12 protein-coding genes are annotated in these 14,386 nt (G+C 45.4%); 8 read left to right on the plus strand and 4 right to left on the minus strand.

Annotation, left to right across the window (positions count from 1 at the left end; all coding sequences use genetic code 11):
- Positions 1–117: 117 nt before the first annotated feature.
- From dnm_RS02485 to dnm_RS02520, 8 genes are all read left to right on the plus strand, one after another.
- Entirely contained in the window at positions 118–471 is a 354-nt protein-coding gene (locus dnm_RS02485; protein WP_207681142.1) for a hypothetical protein, read from the plus strand.
- Positions 472–481: 10 nt separating this feature from the next.
- Positions 482–1,927, plus strand: coding sequence for a lipopolysaccharide biosynthesis protein (locus tag dnm_RS02490; RefSeq protein WP_207681143.1), 1,446 nt, complete (start codon positions 482–484; stop codon positions 1,925–1,927).
- Positions 1,928–1,975: 48 nt separating this feature from the next.
- Complete coding sequence (locus dnm_RS02495) at positions 1,976–2,743, plus strand: polyprenol monophosphomannose synthase (RefSeq protein ID WP_207681144.1); 768 nt, start codon at positions 1,976–1,978, stop codon at positions 2,741–2,743.
- Positions 2,744–3,026: 283 nt separating this feature from the next.
- Positions 3,027–4,541, plus strand: coding sequence for a glycosyltransferase family 39 protein (locus dnm_RS02500; RefSeq protein WP_207681145.1), 1,515 nt, complete (start codon positions 3,027–3,029; stop codon positions 4,539–4,541).
- An 81-nt stretch (positions 4,542–4,622) separates the two neighbouring features.
- The gene (locus dnm_RS02505) at positions 4,623–5,795 is read left to right on the plus strand and encodes a glycosyltransferase (RefSeq protein ID WP_207681146.1); all 1,173 of its coding nucleotides are present in this window, start codon (positions 4,623–4,625) and stop codon (positions 5,793–5,795) included.
- Between the two features lie 369 nt (positions 5,796–6,164).
- Positions 6,165–6,665 carry a PilZ domain-containing protein gene (locus tag dnm_RS02510; protein ID WP_276571843.1) on the plus strand — a complete coding sequence of 167 codons (501 nt, stop codon included), beginning with the start codon at positions 6,165–6,167 and terminating at the stop codon, positions 6,663–6,665.
- A gap of 551 nt (positions 6,666–7,216) precedes the next feature.
- Positions 7,217–8,239, plus strand: a complete 1,023-nt coding sequence (locus dnm_RS02515) for a hypothetical protein (RefSeq protein ID WP_207681148.1) — start codon at positions 7,217–7,219, stop codon at positions 8,237–8,239.
- Between the two features lie 2 nt (positions 8,240–8,241).
- Positions 8,242–9,303, plus strand: a complete 1,062-nt coding sequence (locus dnm_RS02520) for a coiled-coil domain-containing protein (protein WP_207681149.1) — start codon at positions 8,242–8,244, stop codon at positions 9,301–9,303.
- Positions 9,304–9,611: 308 nt separating this feature from the next.
- Here the strand turns inward: dnm_RS02520 and dnm_RS02525 are convergent, their stop codons facing one another.
- The 4 genes from dnm_RS02525 to dnm_RS02540 are packed head-to-tail and all read right to left on the minus strand — an operon-like array spanning position 9,612 to position 14,281.
- Positions 9,612–10,352, minus strand: a complete 741-nt coding sequence (locus dnm_RS02525) for a M48 family metallopeptidase (RefSeq protein WP_207681150.1) — start codon at positions 10,350–10,352, stop codon at positions 9,612–9,614.
- Positions 10,349–13,528 carry a type I restriction endonuclease subunit R gene (locus dnm_RS02530; protein ID WP_207681151.1) on the minus strand — a complete coding sequence of 1,060 codons (3,180 nt, stop codon included), beginning with the start codon at positions 13,526–13,528 and terminating at the stop codon, positions 10,349–10,351. Before dnm_RS02530 ends, dnm_RS02525 begins: the two co-directional genes overlap by 4 nt.
- Before the next feature lie 11 nt (positions 13,529–13,539).
- Positions 13,540–14,034 carry a PIN domain-containing protein gene (locus dnm_RS02535; protein ID WP_207681152.1) on the minus strand — a complete coding sequence of 165 codons (495 nt, stop codon included), beginning with the start codon at positions 14,032–14,034 and terminating at the stop codon, positions 13,540–13,542.
- Positions 14,027–14,281 carry a UPF0175 family protein gene (locus dnm_RS02540; protein ID WP_207681153.1) on the minus strand — a complete coding sequence of 85 codons (255 nt, stop codon included), beginning with the start codon at positions 14,279–14,281 and terminating at the stop codon, positions 14,027–14,029. Before dnm_RS02540 ends, dnm_RS02535 begins: the two co-directional genes overlap by 8 nt.
- Positions 14,282–14,386 lie beyond the last annotated feature (105 nt).

The following is a 14,386-nucleotide window of genomic DNA, read 5'->3' on the forward strand; positions in this document are numbered from 1 at the left end:
TTTTCCGGCCGGGGAGAATCGCCCCGTGGCTGCCGGACGGGGTTTGCTGCCGGACGGGGTTTGCAACCCCGTCCGAAACGTTTGCGGGCGGCGATCCGGAAAATATTCCGGACGGGGTTGCAAACCCCGTCCGGCAAAAGGAAACTTTTCGATCTGCTGAAACTGCAAGTTCGGCACTCCGGATGGATATTGCCAAACTGCAAGTTCGGCACTCCGGATGGATATTGCCAAACTGCAAGTTCGGCACTCCGGATGGATATTGCCAAACTGCAAGTTCGGCACTCCGGATGGATATTGCCAAACTGCAAGTTCGGCACTCCGGATGGATATTGCCAAACTGCAAGTTCGGCACTCCGGATGGATATTGCCAAACTGCAAGTTCGGCACTCCGGATGGATATTGCCAAACTGCAAGTTTGGCACTCCGGATGTCCGGCTGCTTTTTTCTGAATTCCGACATCCCCTGTACTAAATAACAAATTATGAATATAGACGAACTCGCTAAAAAAACAAAAGACGGGTTATATTGGAATACTGTCCTTAAACTTATTTTTCAGGTAATCCAGTTGGCTGTATCTGTTGTTATCGCAAGACTGCTGGATCCCTTTGACTTCGGAGTCATGGCTATCGGTTCCATGGTTGTTTATTATTCCAACAGCCTAAGTGACTTTGGGTTTATCAATGCGATTGTACAGAAGAAAGAAATCAAACCCATTCAGATCAATTCGGTTTTCACACTCAATTTTTGCATTTCAGTGCTGCTGACCTGTTTCATTGTGCTGTTGGCCGTTCCCATAGGAAATTATTTTAAAAGTCCTGAAAGTATCAACGTCGTAATGGTTTTGTCTTCAATTTTTATTTTGAAAACATTTTACGATATTCATTTGGCAACCCTGAGACGCTCTGTCAGTTTCAAATTTATAGCAAAGCTTGGTCTTTTTCAGGGGCTTTTTCAATCTGCAATAGCACTTTTACTGGCTTTTCTCGGAATGAGATATTGGTCCCTCGTATGGGCCACCCTTATTTCAACCTTGGCTGCCACAATTTTAGTGATCTTTAAGTCAGAGTGGCGTCCCAAATTTCAATATAGCCATCAGGAAATGAAAAAAATTTATGGGTTCGGATTTTGGAATTTTATCGGAGTTCAGACGTATTTTGTAAATATCTATGTCGCGGAAGTTATTATCGGGAAGTATATGGGGCTGATCCCTCTGGGCTTATTTGAGAAAGCAATGAGTTTGTCCTCAATTCCTAAAGAGAAGATTGCCGTACAGATTAATGCGGTGATGTTTTCATCATTTAGCAGACTCCAAAAAGATAAAGTGTTGCTGGGAGACTGGTTCCTAAAAATCGTAACCGTTGAATCCGTTACAATTCTGCCAATATTATTAGGTTTTTACGCCGTATCCCAGCACTTTGTGATTGTTCTGCTTGGTGAAAAGTGGCGTCTGTGTATCATCCCTCTTGAAATCCTTTCCTTAGCCAGCATTTTTCAGATATTTAATGGCCTGATCGCGTCCTTAAATGTCGGGGTGGGAGATTATAAGAATCACACCATATGCTCAATTGTGATGACAATTTTGTTCGTTGTCTTATGTGTTTTAGCCAGACACCAGAGCGTTGTCGCGATATGCTGGGTGTATTTTTTTATTTCAGTGACCTGGTCCGTGCCAATATTCAGACTCGCCAGAAAAAATGCCCGGATATCCATAAAACGTCTTTTTAAAACCATACTCCCGTATGTTCTGGCGAATATCGTAATGGTCACTGTTGTCAAACTATTAGCCCATACTATATTTGCAGGGAAAAATTATATAAATTTCATACTTCTGGTGTTGATCGGAGTTGTTTGCTATTCCTTGCTTATTATGATGATAAATGTGCTAAAATCCCGAAGTCTTTTTTATCCTGTATATACAAAAGCGTAACTTGAGCGGATTGCTGATTTTTGTTCATTCAAACGAGGAAAAGTAATCATGAATGATAATTGCATGGGAAACGGAACCATTGTCTGCCTGCCCACATACAATGAGGCTGCCAACCTTCCTCGGATTACAGAGGCCATCCTGGGGACGCTGCCGCAGGCATCTGTTTTTGTGATTGATGACAATTCTCCTGATGGCACCGGCGACATTGCGGACCAGATGGCACAGGAGAATCCGCAGATATCGGTCCTGCACCGTACCTGCAAACAGGGACTGGGCCGGGCATATCTGAACGGGTTCCGCACTGTTCTGAACAATCCCGATATACGGCTGATCGTACAGATGGACGCGGATTTTTCTCATCCTCCGGATCGTTTGCCTGTCATGATTCAGGCGGCCGATGAAGCTGATCTTGTGATCGGATCTCGTTATATTTCAGGAGGCGATACACAGAACTGGGGGGTTTTCAGACGGCTGATCAGCGGCTTGGGATCACTTTACGCCCGACTCTGGTTAGGTATGCCTGTCCGTGATGTGACCGGCGGATTCAAAGTCTGGCGACGGGATCTGCTTGAACATATTCTGAATTATCCTATTGATTCAGGAGGCTTTGTTTTTCAGATAGAGACAACCTTTCTCGCGTTTCAGTCAGACGCGCGGATTACAGAGGTGCCGATCCTGTTCACTGACCGCCATGCCGGAAGAAGCAAAATGAACGCCGGTATCGCATTTGAGGCGTTTGGGAAATTACCGCTCATCCGTTGGCATAACAGACATGAAAAAAATAAGCACCAAAAAGCCAACAACATTCGAACCTGATACTCGATAATCACGTTTTCTGATCCGATTCGGCCGGACAGTCTGTCATTCCTGCGAAAGCAGGAATCTGTTACTGTCAGTAGATCGGAAAAGTTCGTAGTTCCGCCTTTAGGCGGTCTGTCTTATGAGTATAAGTCTCTGATTTCACAGAGACCGCCTAAAGGCGGAACTACGAACGGAGCTTGAATTTTCAGTCATTTTCGATCTACTGACTGTGGATTCCTGCTTTCGCAGGAATGACAAAAAAGACCTGATTATCGTTTGATATTTAAAGGAAAGAATTATGTCCCGAATTCGATACTCACCGTTTTGGCTGAAATTAACCGCCATTGCACTATTGGGTATTTTTCAGGCATTGGCAAGACGCTGGGGGCACAGTCTGACAATTGATGAACCGTTTACAGCAAATTTGGTGCATAAATCATGGCCACAGATGTTTGATGCGTTTTATTATGAAACACCTGCCCCGCTCCACTATCTTTTGCTTAAACCGTTTGTTTTTCTGCTGGGAGAGTCTGAACTTGCCTTGCGGAGTTTTTCTCTGATATGTTTCGGACTTTCTGTTGTTATTGTCGGTATGGCAGCACGGCACTTGAGCAATACGCGTGGCGGACTGATTGCCGCGCTTTTGTTTTCGATTTCAGATATTGGCCTGGCGTTCGGGGCAACTGCCCGGATGTACGCGTTACTGGCCTTAAATGTATCTCTGGCAACCCTGATATTCTTCCGGCTCACAGAAATATCTGCCTCTGATGACCCGCCGCGGTCAGAACGCTCCTTAATGCTGTTTTATGTCTTATTGATCGGCACAAACGTGACCGGTATCATGACTCATCCCATATATTTTTTTTTCATACTTGCCTATCTTACCGCGGCGCTGGTTCATTCTCCTCCGAAGTTTCGAATATTGACCATATGCAGTATTGTTTCAGCGATCATTTATCTGATGATTTATGGCAAAATTTTATATCACACCATATCCTTACCCACAACCTGCTGGATGAAAATACCCGGATTTGACACCTTGGCTGAAGGGTTGCTCGGGTTATGGGGAAAACCGGAAAGCCTCTTGATTTTGGTTTATCTTTCTGCTATTATTATTTTTAATTTTGGTTCGGTAAAACAGTTTTTCATAATAAAAAAAGTTATAATATGTATCATTATCTCAGGAAGTATCATTTTGCTTCCTTTTGTGATCTCTCAGATAAAACCTGTTTTTCATAAAGAACGCACGCTGATTCTGTTTTTACCGATAGCCAGTATTTTAATATCATTATTTGTGAATCAGGTGGGGCAATGGCGATTTACTATTGTTCTGCTGGGGTTACTTACCTTTCTTTCCGTAGGGTATTCAGTTCGTACTCTGAGATGGCCGGAACCTGTTCCTGCCCGTCTGAGTGTGAAGTATGTGGCAGACCATGTAAATTGCGGTGACACACTGATTTTCGGGGGGCTTTCTCTGAATGAAACAACTTATTATTTACGTCGGTTTAACACGTCTGATTGTATTCAAAAGGAGGCTTTTCCAAATGAAATATGGCTCCATCCGGGCTGGTCAGATTTCAACGGGTTGTCCGAGCGCCGGGAAGAACTGATAAAAGAAGCCCGGTCCCTGGTCGCTCGGTTAAAAAAGGCCCCGGGAGCCAATGTCTGGTTTTTCTACGCACATCATCAGAAATTTAAAGAAACAGAAGATATTCTCAGGAATGAATTGGACCGCAATTTGACGCTAATAAAGACACTGAAGCTGAGAGGAAGTTTTTTTGGGTCGGTAATGGTTTACGCTGCACCCCGCTGAAACATTTCTGAATAATGATGACCCTCATTCAGCACCGAATATGATCCTCCTGCTTTTTGTCGTAATTTAAGGAAATGTCACATGTTAGAAGGAAAAAATATTGTTTCTTTTAATATTGATTATTGGGATGCCCCCTGGCAGACCCGCCATCAGATATTATCTCGTTTATCAAAAAAAAATAAGGTCTTATTTGTTTCTTTGCAACCTTTTTATATAAGGGATGTGCTACGCGACATCGGTAAAAATAAACTCCATGCTTCCGGAACGTCAAAAGTCACGGAGAATTTATATGTTCATGTGCCGTCAAAACTCTTTCCATATAACTATCGTTTTACGAGGCTGAATCAGATTGCTTCATATATCAGGAGAAAAACAATTTTTCGATTAATGAAGCGATTAAATATGAAAGACGTCATATTGTTTGTCTGGAATCCTATGTTTGTGGATGAAATCGGAAAGTATGATGAGAAAAAAGTTGTTTATTATATGGATGATGAGTTTTCCGGTTTTGCAAGCTCTCCTGAAGCAAAGAAGAGAGTAATTGAAAAAGAAAACCAGCTGTTCAAAAAAGTTGATATCGTCATTACAAGCAGCAGGCCATTATATGATAAAGCACTGAAAAAACATAATAATGTGCTTTATAACCCCAATGGTGCCGACTTTGTTTTTTTTCGAAAAGAAGCAGATTCCGGGAAGATTCCTGAAGACATCGCAAAAATCCCCAAACCTCGGATTGGTTATGTGGGAATGCTTACGCCTAAGGTTGATTTTGATCTTCTCCTTTATCTGGCGAACAGAAACAAAAATTGGTCGCTTGTTGTGATAGGACCTGAGGGGCCTGCCATTAAAAGAGAATCAAAAGATATTGAGCTGATCCATCAATTAAAAAAATTAAAAAATGTGTTTTTTCTGGGGGGAAAAAAGGTTGGGGAAATGCCCTCTTATATTAATGCGATGGATGTTTGTCTGATGTGCTACAGAATGATAAGATGGACACCTTATATCTATCCTTTAAAACTACATGAATATCTGGCCTGCGGAAAACCATGCGTCGGAAGTGCAATTGAGAGTCTGCTGGATTTTGAGGGGGTCATCAGAATTGCCCGAACATTTGAGGAATGGGAACAAGGGATTCGTGAAAGTCTGAAAGAAGATGACACTGCGCTGTATGCCCGACGCTTAGACGTCGCCCGGCAAAATTCCTGGGACAGGCGAGTTGAAACATTATCCGGGAGAATTGAAAAAAGCCTATAATTAAAAGGGCCATGTCACGGCTTTCTGATAAACGGGCATGATCTGCCGGTCACAACGAACGATGAAATTTTTATAATTTTTCCTAATACTTAACACTTAACACCTGACACTTTCATATAAACGGGCATGACCTGCCGGTCAAAACGAAGCATGAAAAATTTGTAATTTTTCCTAACACCTAACACCTAACACCTAACACCTTTTTCATATAAAAATATATTTTTTTGCAGGTCTTTTTTCTTTACGGGACCGGGTTTTTGTCGGAACGGGTTGCAGACTCCGTGCGGCAAAAGACAAAATTTCCGCAAATTTTTATCTGTTCTGAAACAAAAATTTTTTTATCAGCAAAAGAATCCGGAGGTGAATAAAATGGTCTTAAATCAAAGGAAGGACTTCCGATTTTTAACGCGGGGAAATGTCATGTTTAGTGGGTCCGACGGTCATCTGAATGAATTAAGGGGGGGACTCATAGATATAAGCATGGGCGGATTGGCTTTTGAGTATGTCTCCGGCGAGCGACTGAATCAGGAATCACTGCTGTTGGATATTATTATTCCTGAAAACAAGGTCTGTTTGTCTGAAATCCCGTGTAATATCGTGTATGATATTCCCCGGTATGACATTGGCGTAAGTCAGACAGGTTATGTTCACCGCTGCTTCCGTCGCATAAAATCATTTTTGTCAGATAGGACCGGACAAAGCAATGAGCCTCGTGAGCAGAAAATATCTGATCAGAATTTTATGATCAAACGATGCGGAGTGAATTTCGAGATACTGTCAAAGGACAAAAAATCCCAGTTGGAAATTTTTCTTGAAGAACCTGTACGCAGACTCAGATCACTTAATTTATATTTCCAGAAATACCGGTAGGAGAATATCGGACAGTGTTTCAAATCTGAATACGATCCAATATTTATAAAAATGATTCAGATAGTTGTGTGACTTAAGTACCTGAGCAAAAGTTTTTCATACATTTTTTTTCCGCAGGCGGCAGAGAAACCCGGCTTTTTCCCCTCACGGGCGGCGGATCGTTCCGGAAAAAAAGCCGGGTTTCTTCCCCGGACAAATATAGAAAACTTATGGTTAGGTACTTATATCCGGAACCGGACCATGCTTCGTTCCCTCAATGCAGTCGGGACGCTTCGCGTCCCGAATGAGAGACGAAATCAGGACGCGAAGCGTCTGTTCTGCATTCCCACGCAAAGCGTGGGAACGAGATGAAATCAGGACGCGAAGCGTCTGTTCTGCATTCCCACGCAAAGCGTGGGAACGAGATGAACGAGATGAAGCGTGGGAACGAGATGAACGAGACAGGCTTCTGATTTCCCTTTGCAGGTGCTTCAAAACAAGAAAACAAGAAATTTTGTGCCCTTAATTTCAAAGTGCGCTTTGGTATTAATTTTTTTAATAATGAAGGAGAAATGATGGACACACAGTATTCAGATCCCCAGGCTATCCTCAAAGCCTTTAAAAAATTACAGGCTGACCATGCCCAGCAGGATGCCCGTATCGCCACAAAAGAAGATATCTCCGCCATACAGGAGGAAAAAGATATCGTGGCGCAGGCGGTCGGCTACACAGCAGAGAGTATCTTTCAATCGCTTTCCCAATTGCAGACCACTTTCGGAGAGTCCGCGGAGAGTCTTATCAAGACGATGAAGACCGAAGCAGAGAAACTGGCATGTATCCGAAAGGCGATTCAGATCGAAGATCAGCTTCTGAAAGCTCTGCACGATATTCAGGTGGCCGCGGAATCCCTGAATATTCTGCAACAGGAACACCAAAAAGCCATTGAATCAGTTGAGGAATCATACCAGCAGGAATTTGATGAACTGGAGAATGAGACTGTCCGGCAGAAACAAGCCTGGGCAAATGAAACTCAGGTGTATCAGAGCCTCCAGACCAAGCAGGAAGCCGCCATTCAGAGGGAACGTCAGCAGGAAGAAGAAAAATATGACTATGACTTGCAACGTGAACGGACCGAAGCATCCGATGAATATGAAAAGCGCAAACGTATGCTGGAATATGAACTGGAGGAGGAGAATCGGAACAAAGAAAAAGATTGGACAGAACGGGAGAAATATCTTGGAGAACATCAGGAGCAGTCTGAGGAATACAAAACCCAAGTCGAGGCCATGCCCACAAAAATTGAGGAGGCTGTGAAAAAAGCCCGTGAAGACGCGATTCGTGATACTGCAAAAGAAGAGGAACATAAAGCGCAGTTGCTGGAAAAGGATGCCGAAGCCAGAAAGAATACCTTTGAGCTGAAGATTGAATCTCTCACAAAGACGGTTGAAGTTCAGGCCGCACAGATCGCTGTTCTGTCTGAAAAACTCCAGGCAGCCCTGGAACAGGTTCAGCAGCTTGCACTGACCGCGGTGACCAGCGCGGGCCAGTCCATAACAGGCGGTAACATAATCCAATCTGAAGCAAAGGGGGCGTGATAATGATGAAAAAACCCAGTTCCAAGGATACAAAAGCCCAGATTCTTACAGCGTATAAGGAGTTGGACCAGGCTTATCGTCAGTTGCTCAAAGAGAAACGCACACAGGATCCAGACGCATCTCCTGAGAAACCTGTGCGAACTGCGGCAGAAACGGAGAAAGATGCTGACACAGCGGAGATGAAGGGCGTGATTGAATCGCTGGAACATCTGGCAGAAACATTTAACACCGCTGTGAGCCGATTATCCGGGGACCTGCTTGTGGAGGCATCCCGTCTCAAAGATGCCCGTTCCCAGGTGGAAACCGAAACAGACCGTCTCAGCCGGCTGTACGATCTGGAGATCGGAGAGGATAGTCTGAGAGACCTCCTCAGACAATACACTGAAGCTGAAAAATCCTGTGAAAAAGGACTTGAGGAAAAGCGTGAGTCGCTTGAGAAAGAACTGGCCGAGAAAAAACATGCCTGGGACGAGGAAGAAGCGGAAACCATCAGGCAGATGAAGGAACAGAAAGCTTCGGATAAGAAAGACCGGGAGCGTGAGGTCTCTGAATACCGTTATACGCTGGCCTTAAACCGCGATGCCGATGCTGAGGAATATGACCGCCAGAAAAAAGCGCTGGAACAGGCCCTTGAAGAACTCAGAGAGATTCGCCACGCGGAATGGGAAGAACGGGAAAAACAGATATCTGAGCGGGAAAACCAGTTTGAGGAATATAAGCAAAAGGTTGAAAATTTTCCCAAAGAGCTGGAAAATGCCATCAAAAAGGCCAAAGAAGAAGGAAACGGTATTGCCCGGAAACAGTCAAAGATCAGGGCGGAACTGCGGGCAAAAGAGATTAACGGAGAACACGCGGTTTACGAGTTGAAAATTCAAGGTCTGGAAGCGGATATTGTCGAGCAGGCCGCAAGAATTGAAAGTCTGAGCCAGCAACTGGAAATTGCCACCGGACAGGCCCAGGAACTCGCGGTCAAAGCCATTGAAGGCGCGTCAGGTCAGACATCTTTCAGAGAATTAAAAGAGCTTGCCATGGAGCAGGCAAAGAATCCGGTAAAGGGAAAGTAATTCTTTTAACTCGGTGTTCAAGTTTTTTGACCCGGATCGAACAAAAAGTCTGTCATTCCTGCGAAAGCAGGAATCCATTCTGGGCAGAGGCCACGCTTCCGGAAGCAGCGGATTCCTGCTTTCGCAGGAATGACAGAAAAAAACTTGAACATCGAGTTTAAGGTCTTACGCAGGTGCAATTAAACGCCATGCAGGATCGCCAGGCTCAGGGCGAGGCGTTCCCTGAGCCTGTCGAAGGGGGGGAGAGGGAACAGCATCGGGCAAAAAATAATAGTAAAAAGTGAAACTTTCAGACGGCTCAGACCTGTTCACACTGGTTCCGAAGGCAAAACCTCATGTCCCATTGAATCAAGCCGTTGCTTTCGTTTTTCCCAGTCCGGCATGACCCGTGACAGCAGCTTGTAAAAATTTGTCCCGTGGTCGTGATGCTTCAGATGGCACATCTCGTGCATGATCACATATTCCACACAGTGAGAAGGCAGTTTCACCAGTTCCGGATTTAGCAGAACAATACCGCGGCCGGTGCAGCTTCCCCATCGGGTTTTCATCACCCGCAGCTGAATATCCGGCAGGGGAATTTCGTATTTTCTGAGCAAGTCATGGCAACGGACTGCCTTGCCCATGAAATAATCCGCGGCCCGGTTTCTGTACCACTGATTCACCAGCGCTTTGATTTTCCTTTTGTCAGACCGGTCTTTCACTTCCACTGTCAGAAAAGCCCCTTTTAATCTCACCTTTTCCGCCCCGCTTTCACACACCTTCAGGCGATATTGCCGCCCCAGGTAACGCCAGGTCTCACCGGACACATACTGCCTCGGGGGCACCGCGGGCATGGCGTTCTCAAATTTCCGCTGCTGCTTTAAAATCCAGGGCGCACGCTTTTTAATGATCTTTTTTATGGCCTCAGTCTCCTTACCTTCGGGTGCGGTGACTGTGACCGACATGTCCGGGTTCACTGTAATTCCCAGGGTTTTGCGCCTGCTGAATTTCAGGGTAAATGAAATTGTGCGGTTGCCAAAGGTCACAAAGTCTTGTCTCTTCTGAATCATTCGGCATACCGCTTTCTGGCAATTTCCAGGCAGTTCTCCATGATCATATCCATGTCATCCTCGCTCAGACACAGGCGATGCTCCTCCTGAATTTCATACAGGCAATCTTCGATTTCATTCCGCATGGCATTCTGAATATCCGGGTTATGAACCCAGTCCACCACTTTCAGACGCCGGATGATCTCATCTGTTTTCAGTCCGATATCCGCGGAGATATCCGCAATATTCTCCTGACCGTATCCGGCCAGCACATCCCGTGCAGCCCCGTAAAAAGCCGGGGCCACGGAATAATTTTTAAGTTTTGACGGAAGATCATCCGCCTTCCTGTCCCGGACTGCGTCCATGATTTCCCCGGCTTTTTTCAGATATTCAAGGTCAGAAATCCGTTTCTCCCGGTATGCCTCTATGGTCTCCTCCAGCATTTTTGAGAATTTTTTGTAAAACGCGGGGTCTTCCTCCATTTTTTCGCTGATGCTCTTTTTTGTCCGGTGGGCAATGGTGTCGGCTTTGGCAGCCCTGGTTTCTGCTTTTTCCACTTCACGGGCAAACGCATCTTTGTCAAAGATGTTCACCAGCCGGGTCATTGGCATGACATTTTCGGTTGTCACATGCTTGTCAATGAGTTTTCGGATACGGTCTTCATATTCTCTGAAATCAACGGTTTCCGCGTATCGTTGTCTTACTGACCTTCTCAGTGCTATAAAAAATCTGAGGTCAGATTTGTACCGGCGAATATTCTTGTCCGAGGTGCCCATGACAAATGTTTCCGAGGACAGGGCAATTTCCAGAGTCCGGGCAAAGCATGAGAGCCGGTCGTAGAACCGGACCCGGATTTCATCATCCGAGAGAAGCTGTTCATATGCTTCCTCATCCTTCCGGTTGGATATGGTTTTGAAGATATCCCACAGATCGGAATGACGCTGGGGCAGTTTTCGGATTTCCTCATTGATATGGATCAGGGCCGTTTCCAGGTCTTTTTCATCAAATCCGGCCAGGGCCGAATAGGTGGTCAGGGCTTTGTCCAGTTCCCCCAGGATGCCGTAATAATCCAGGACATACCCGAAATCTTTGCCCTCACACAGCCGGTTCACCCGTGCAATGGCCTGAAGCAGGGTGTGTTCCTTTAAGCTCCGGGTGATGTAAAGCACCGTGTTCCGGGGTTCGTCAAATCCGGTGAGGAGTTTGTCCACCACAATCAGGAGTTCCGGGTGGGCCGCATCTTTGAATGTATTGATAAGCGATTCATTATAATTGTCCTCGCTCCCGTACTGCTTCATCATTTTTTTCCAGAACACCTGGACCTCGTCCGCGGCTTCCTGATCCACTTCATTATGACCTTCACGGGTGTCCGGCCCGGAAATCAGAACCTGGGAGGAGACAAATCCGGCCTGGTCCAGGTAATGCTTGTACTTCAGGGCAGCTTTTTTGGAAGGGGTTGTCAGTTGGGCTTTGTAAGGTGTGCCTTTGAGCAATCCGTTAAAGTGAAGACTGATATCATAAGCCACTTCCATGATTTTCTGATCTGCTTGGTTCAACTGGTCCGCGGTGCTGAATTTTTTTTTGAGGTCTTTTTTCTGCTCGGGGGTGAGCGTTGCGGTTTGCCGCTTAAACCATTTGTCCATATTTTTTTTGTCAACTGCCTGATCCGCGTGGCGACCTTCGTAAAGCAGGGGAACCACAACTTTGTCTTCCAGGGCATTTTCAATGGTGTATGGAAAAATAAACCGGCCGAATTTCAGGGCTGTGTTCTTATCCTTTTTCATGAGGGGTGTGCCGGTAAATCCCAAATAGCAAGCTCTGGGCAGGGTTTTTCGCATGAGCGCATGTTTGTTTTTGTACTGGCTCCGATGGCTTTCATCCACCAGCACAAAGATTTCTGTTGAATCATCCTGAATGTTCTTCTTGTTCAGTCCTGCCATGAATTTGTCAATGATGGTGGTGACAATGCTCTCCCTGTTTTCCGAAATCAGCGACATGAGATGATCGCCATTTTTTGCCTTTACTGCCTCTTTTCCGCAATGGAGAAAGGTTTCATGGAGCTGCCTGTCCAAATCTTTCCGGTCTGTGACCAGCACCACTCTGGGATTTTTCACAGAGGGTTCAAGGGTGATGGCTTTTGCCAGCATGACCATGGTCAGTGACTTGCCGCTCCCCTGGGTGTGCCAGATGACTCCGCCTTTTCTGGCTCCGTTTTCGTCATATTCCCGGATGCGTTCCAGGGTTTCTTTTACGGCAAAATATTGCTGATACCGGGCAATTTTCTTTTCTCCTGCGTCAAACACGGTGAACTGATACGCCAGTTCCAACAGCCGCTCGGGTCGGCACAGGCTGCAAAGCGCACGGTCCTGAGCTGTGATTTCCCGGCTTCCCCGGTGTTCCATGTCATCAAACCAGGCGCGGATATAGGCAAATGCGTGGGTAAAGATTCCGGATTTCTGTTCCGGGGTGAGGGGCTGATTCACGATTGCGGACACGTCCGGGTCTGTGCCTTTTTCCCGCCACACTGACCAGAATTTGGCTGGTGTGCCGGTGGTGCCGTATTTGGCTTCATTTTTACTGATGCCAAGGATAAGCTGGGTGTATGTGAACAAGGTCGGTATTTCATCTTCAGACTGGTTTCGGATGTTCTGGGAAATGGCCTGTTCAATGGGGGCTTCAATGTCCGGCCGTTTGCATTCGATCACGGCAAAGGGGATGCCGTTGACAAACAGCACGATATCGGGCCTGCGGGTTTTGTCGCTGCGGGTACGGGCCACTTCAAATTCCGGGACTGCGTGAAATTCATTGTTGCTGATGTGTTTCCAGTCAATGTATTTCAGGGAAAAGCTCTTTTTATCGCCGTTTATGGTCTGGTCGAGACTTCTGCCCAGGCAGAGCAGGTCATAGATTTTTTCATTATCCCGGACCAGTCCTTCGGGGATGATGTGTTTCAGGGAATTGATCGCATTTCGGATATTGGCTTTTGTAAATTTGTATGTCTTTTTTTTGTAGGTGATGGGGTTGTGTTTTCGGAGCCATTCTTCTAAAATGGTGTCCAGGATGACAGTGCTGTTTTTCCCGTGTCTGGCATTCATGGCCTCGGTCGGTGACAGGCAGGTATAGCCGAGGTTTGCAAGCACCTGAAGGGCCGGTATCTGTGAGATGTGGTCTTCTTGAAAAGATGGGGTGTCAGTCATGGAATTTCCCTTCAATCATTTGTTTGTGTTAAGGCAATTTTTATAACCCGTTCACTCAGCCAGATACCTTTTCTTTGCATTTGTTCAACAGCGTATTTCATAGAAAACGGCAGTCCTTCTTTTTTTGCCCGAATCAGTACGCCGACTGAGCCTGTAACATCAAGACCGTTTAGTCTCGCAATTCGTCTGCCCACGGTTTCATCTATGCAAACCGTCTGAATTTTTTCATTTAGTGCAAGCTGTATGACAGAAGCTTCGCCTCTGTCCAATGTATTAGCAAGAAAAGGGGATATTCTCAGAGGCGCTTTTTCTTTGTGTAAAAAAGTTGCAGAATTGAATTCATTAACGGCAAATCCTTTTTTGCCTCCGATTCCAATTTCTTCTGATACTTCAAAAGGAACCAATATCTGCTTGTAAATAGAAGACAAAAAAGTCAGATCGCCCCATGCGGCAGTCAATGCAATAATCGGCCCTGTGTTTATGACGATTTTTTTAGTGTCAGGCATTTTCAATATCCGATAACAGTTCTTCTTTTTCCAGATCAATCATGGGTACACCGAAATGATGCAGACTGAGAAGAAAAGTAACCCTGTCCGTACCTGCCAACTGTGCAGCCATGCCGGATGATAATCGTTTCATTTCAAATAATTTTACTGCCATTGCCATTTTTGCTTCTGCTTCAAATTCTGCGGGTGTTTTTTGTAACACATCCGGCAAAGTTTTCGGGTAGTCTATTTTTATTTGATTTAGCATGTTAATTCAGTCCTTTCTCTCTTAAAATGCAAATGGAATATTCTCTTCCAGATCATCCCGTGTATTTTCCTTTTCTTATCGGCTTTCCCTGTAATTCGTTGCCTG

This window comes from Desulfonema magnum, from assembly GCF_017377395.1.
GTDB classification, from domain to species: Bacteria; Desulfobacterota; Desulfobacteria; order Desulfobacterales; family 4be13; genus Desulfonema_C; species Desulfonema_C magnum.

Bases quoted from the DNA above. Each gene is read 5' to 3' on its own strand.
- dnm_RS02490 (WP_207681143.1), top strand. From the start codon at position 482: ATGAATATAGACGAACTCGCTAAAAAAACAAAAGACGGGTTATATTGG.
- dnm_RS02495 (WP_207681144.1), top strand. From the start codon at position 1,976: ATGAATGATAATTGCATGGGAAACGGAACCATTGTCTGCCTGCCCACA.
- dnm_RS02500 (WP_207681145.1), top strand. From the start codon at position 3,027: ATGTCCCGAATTCGATACTCACCGTTTTGGCTGAAATTAACCGCCATT.
- dnm_RS02505 (WP_207681146.1), top strand. From the start codon at position 4,623: ATGTTAGAAGGAAAAAATATTGTTTCTTTTAATATTGATTATTGGGAT.
- dnm_RS02510 (WP_276571843.1), top strand. From the start codon at position 6,165: ATGGTCTTAAATCAAAGGAAGGACTTCCGATTTTTAACGCGGGGAAAT.
- dnm_RS02515 (WP_207681148.1), top strand. From the start codon at position 7,217: ATGATGGACACACAGTATTCAGATCCCCAGGCTATCCTCAAAGCCTTT.
- dnm_RS02520 (WP_207681149.1), top strand. From the start codon at position 8,242: ATGATGAAAAAACCCAGTTCCAAGGATACAAAAGCCCAGATTCTTACA.
- dnm_RS02525 (WP_207681150.1), bottom strand. From the start codon at position 10,352: ATGATTCAGAAGAGACAAGACTTTGTGACCTTTGGCAACCGCACAATT.
- dnm_RS02530 (WP_207681151.1), bottom strand. From the start codon at position 13,528: ATGACTGACACCCCATCTTTTCAAGAAGACCACATCTCACAGATACCG.
- dnm_RS02535 (WP_207681152.1), bottom strand. From the start codon at position 14,034: ATGCCTGACACTAAAAAAATCGTCATAAACACAGGGCCGATTATTGCA.
- dnm_RS02540 (WP_207681153.1), bottom strand. From the start codon at position 14,281: ATGCTAAATCAAATAAAAATAGACTACCCGAAAACTTTGCCGGATGTG.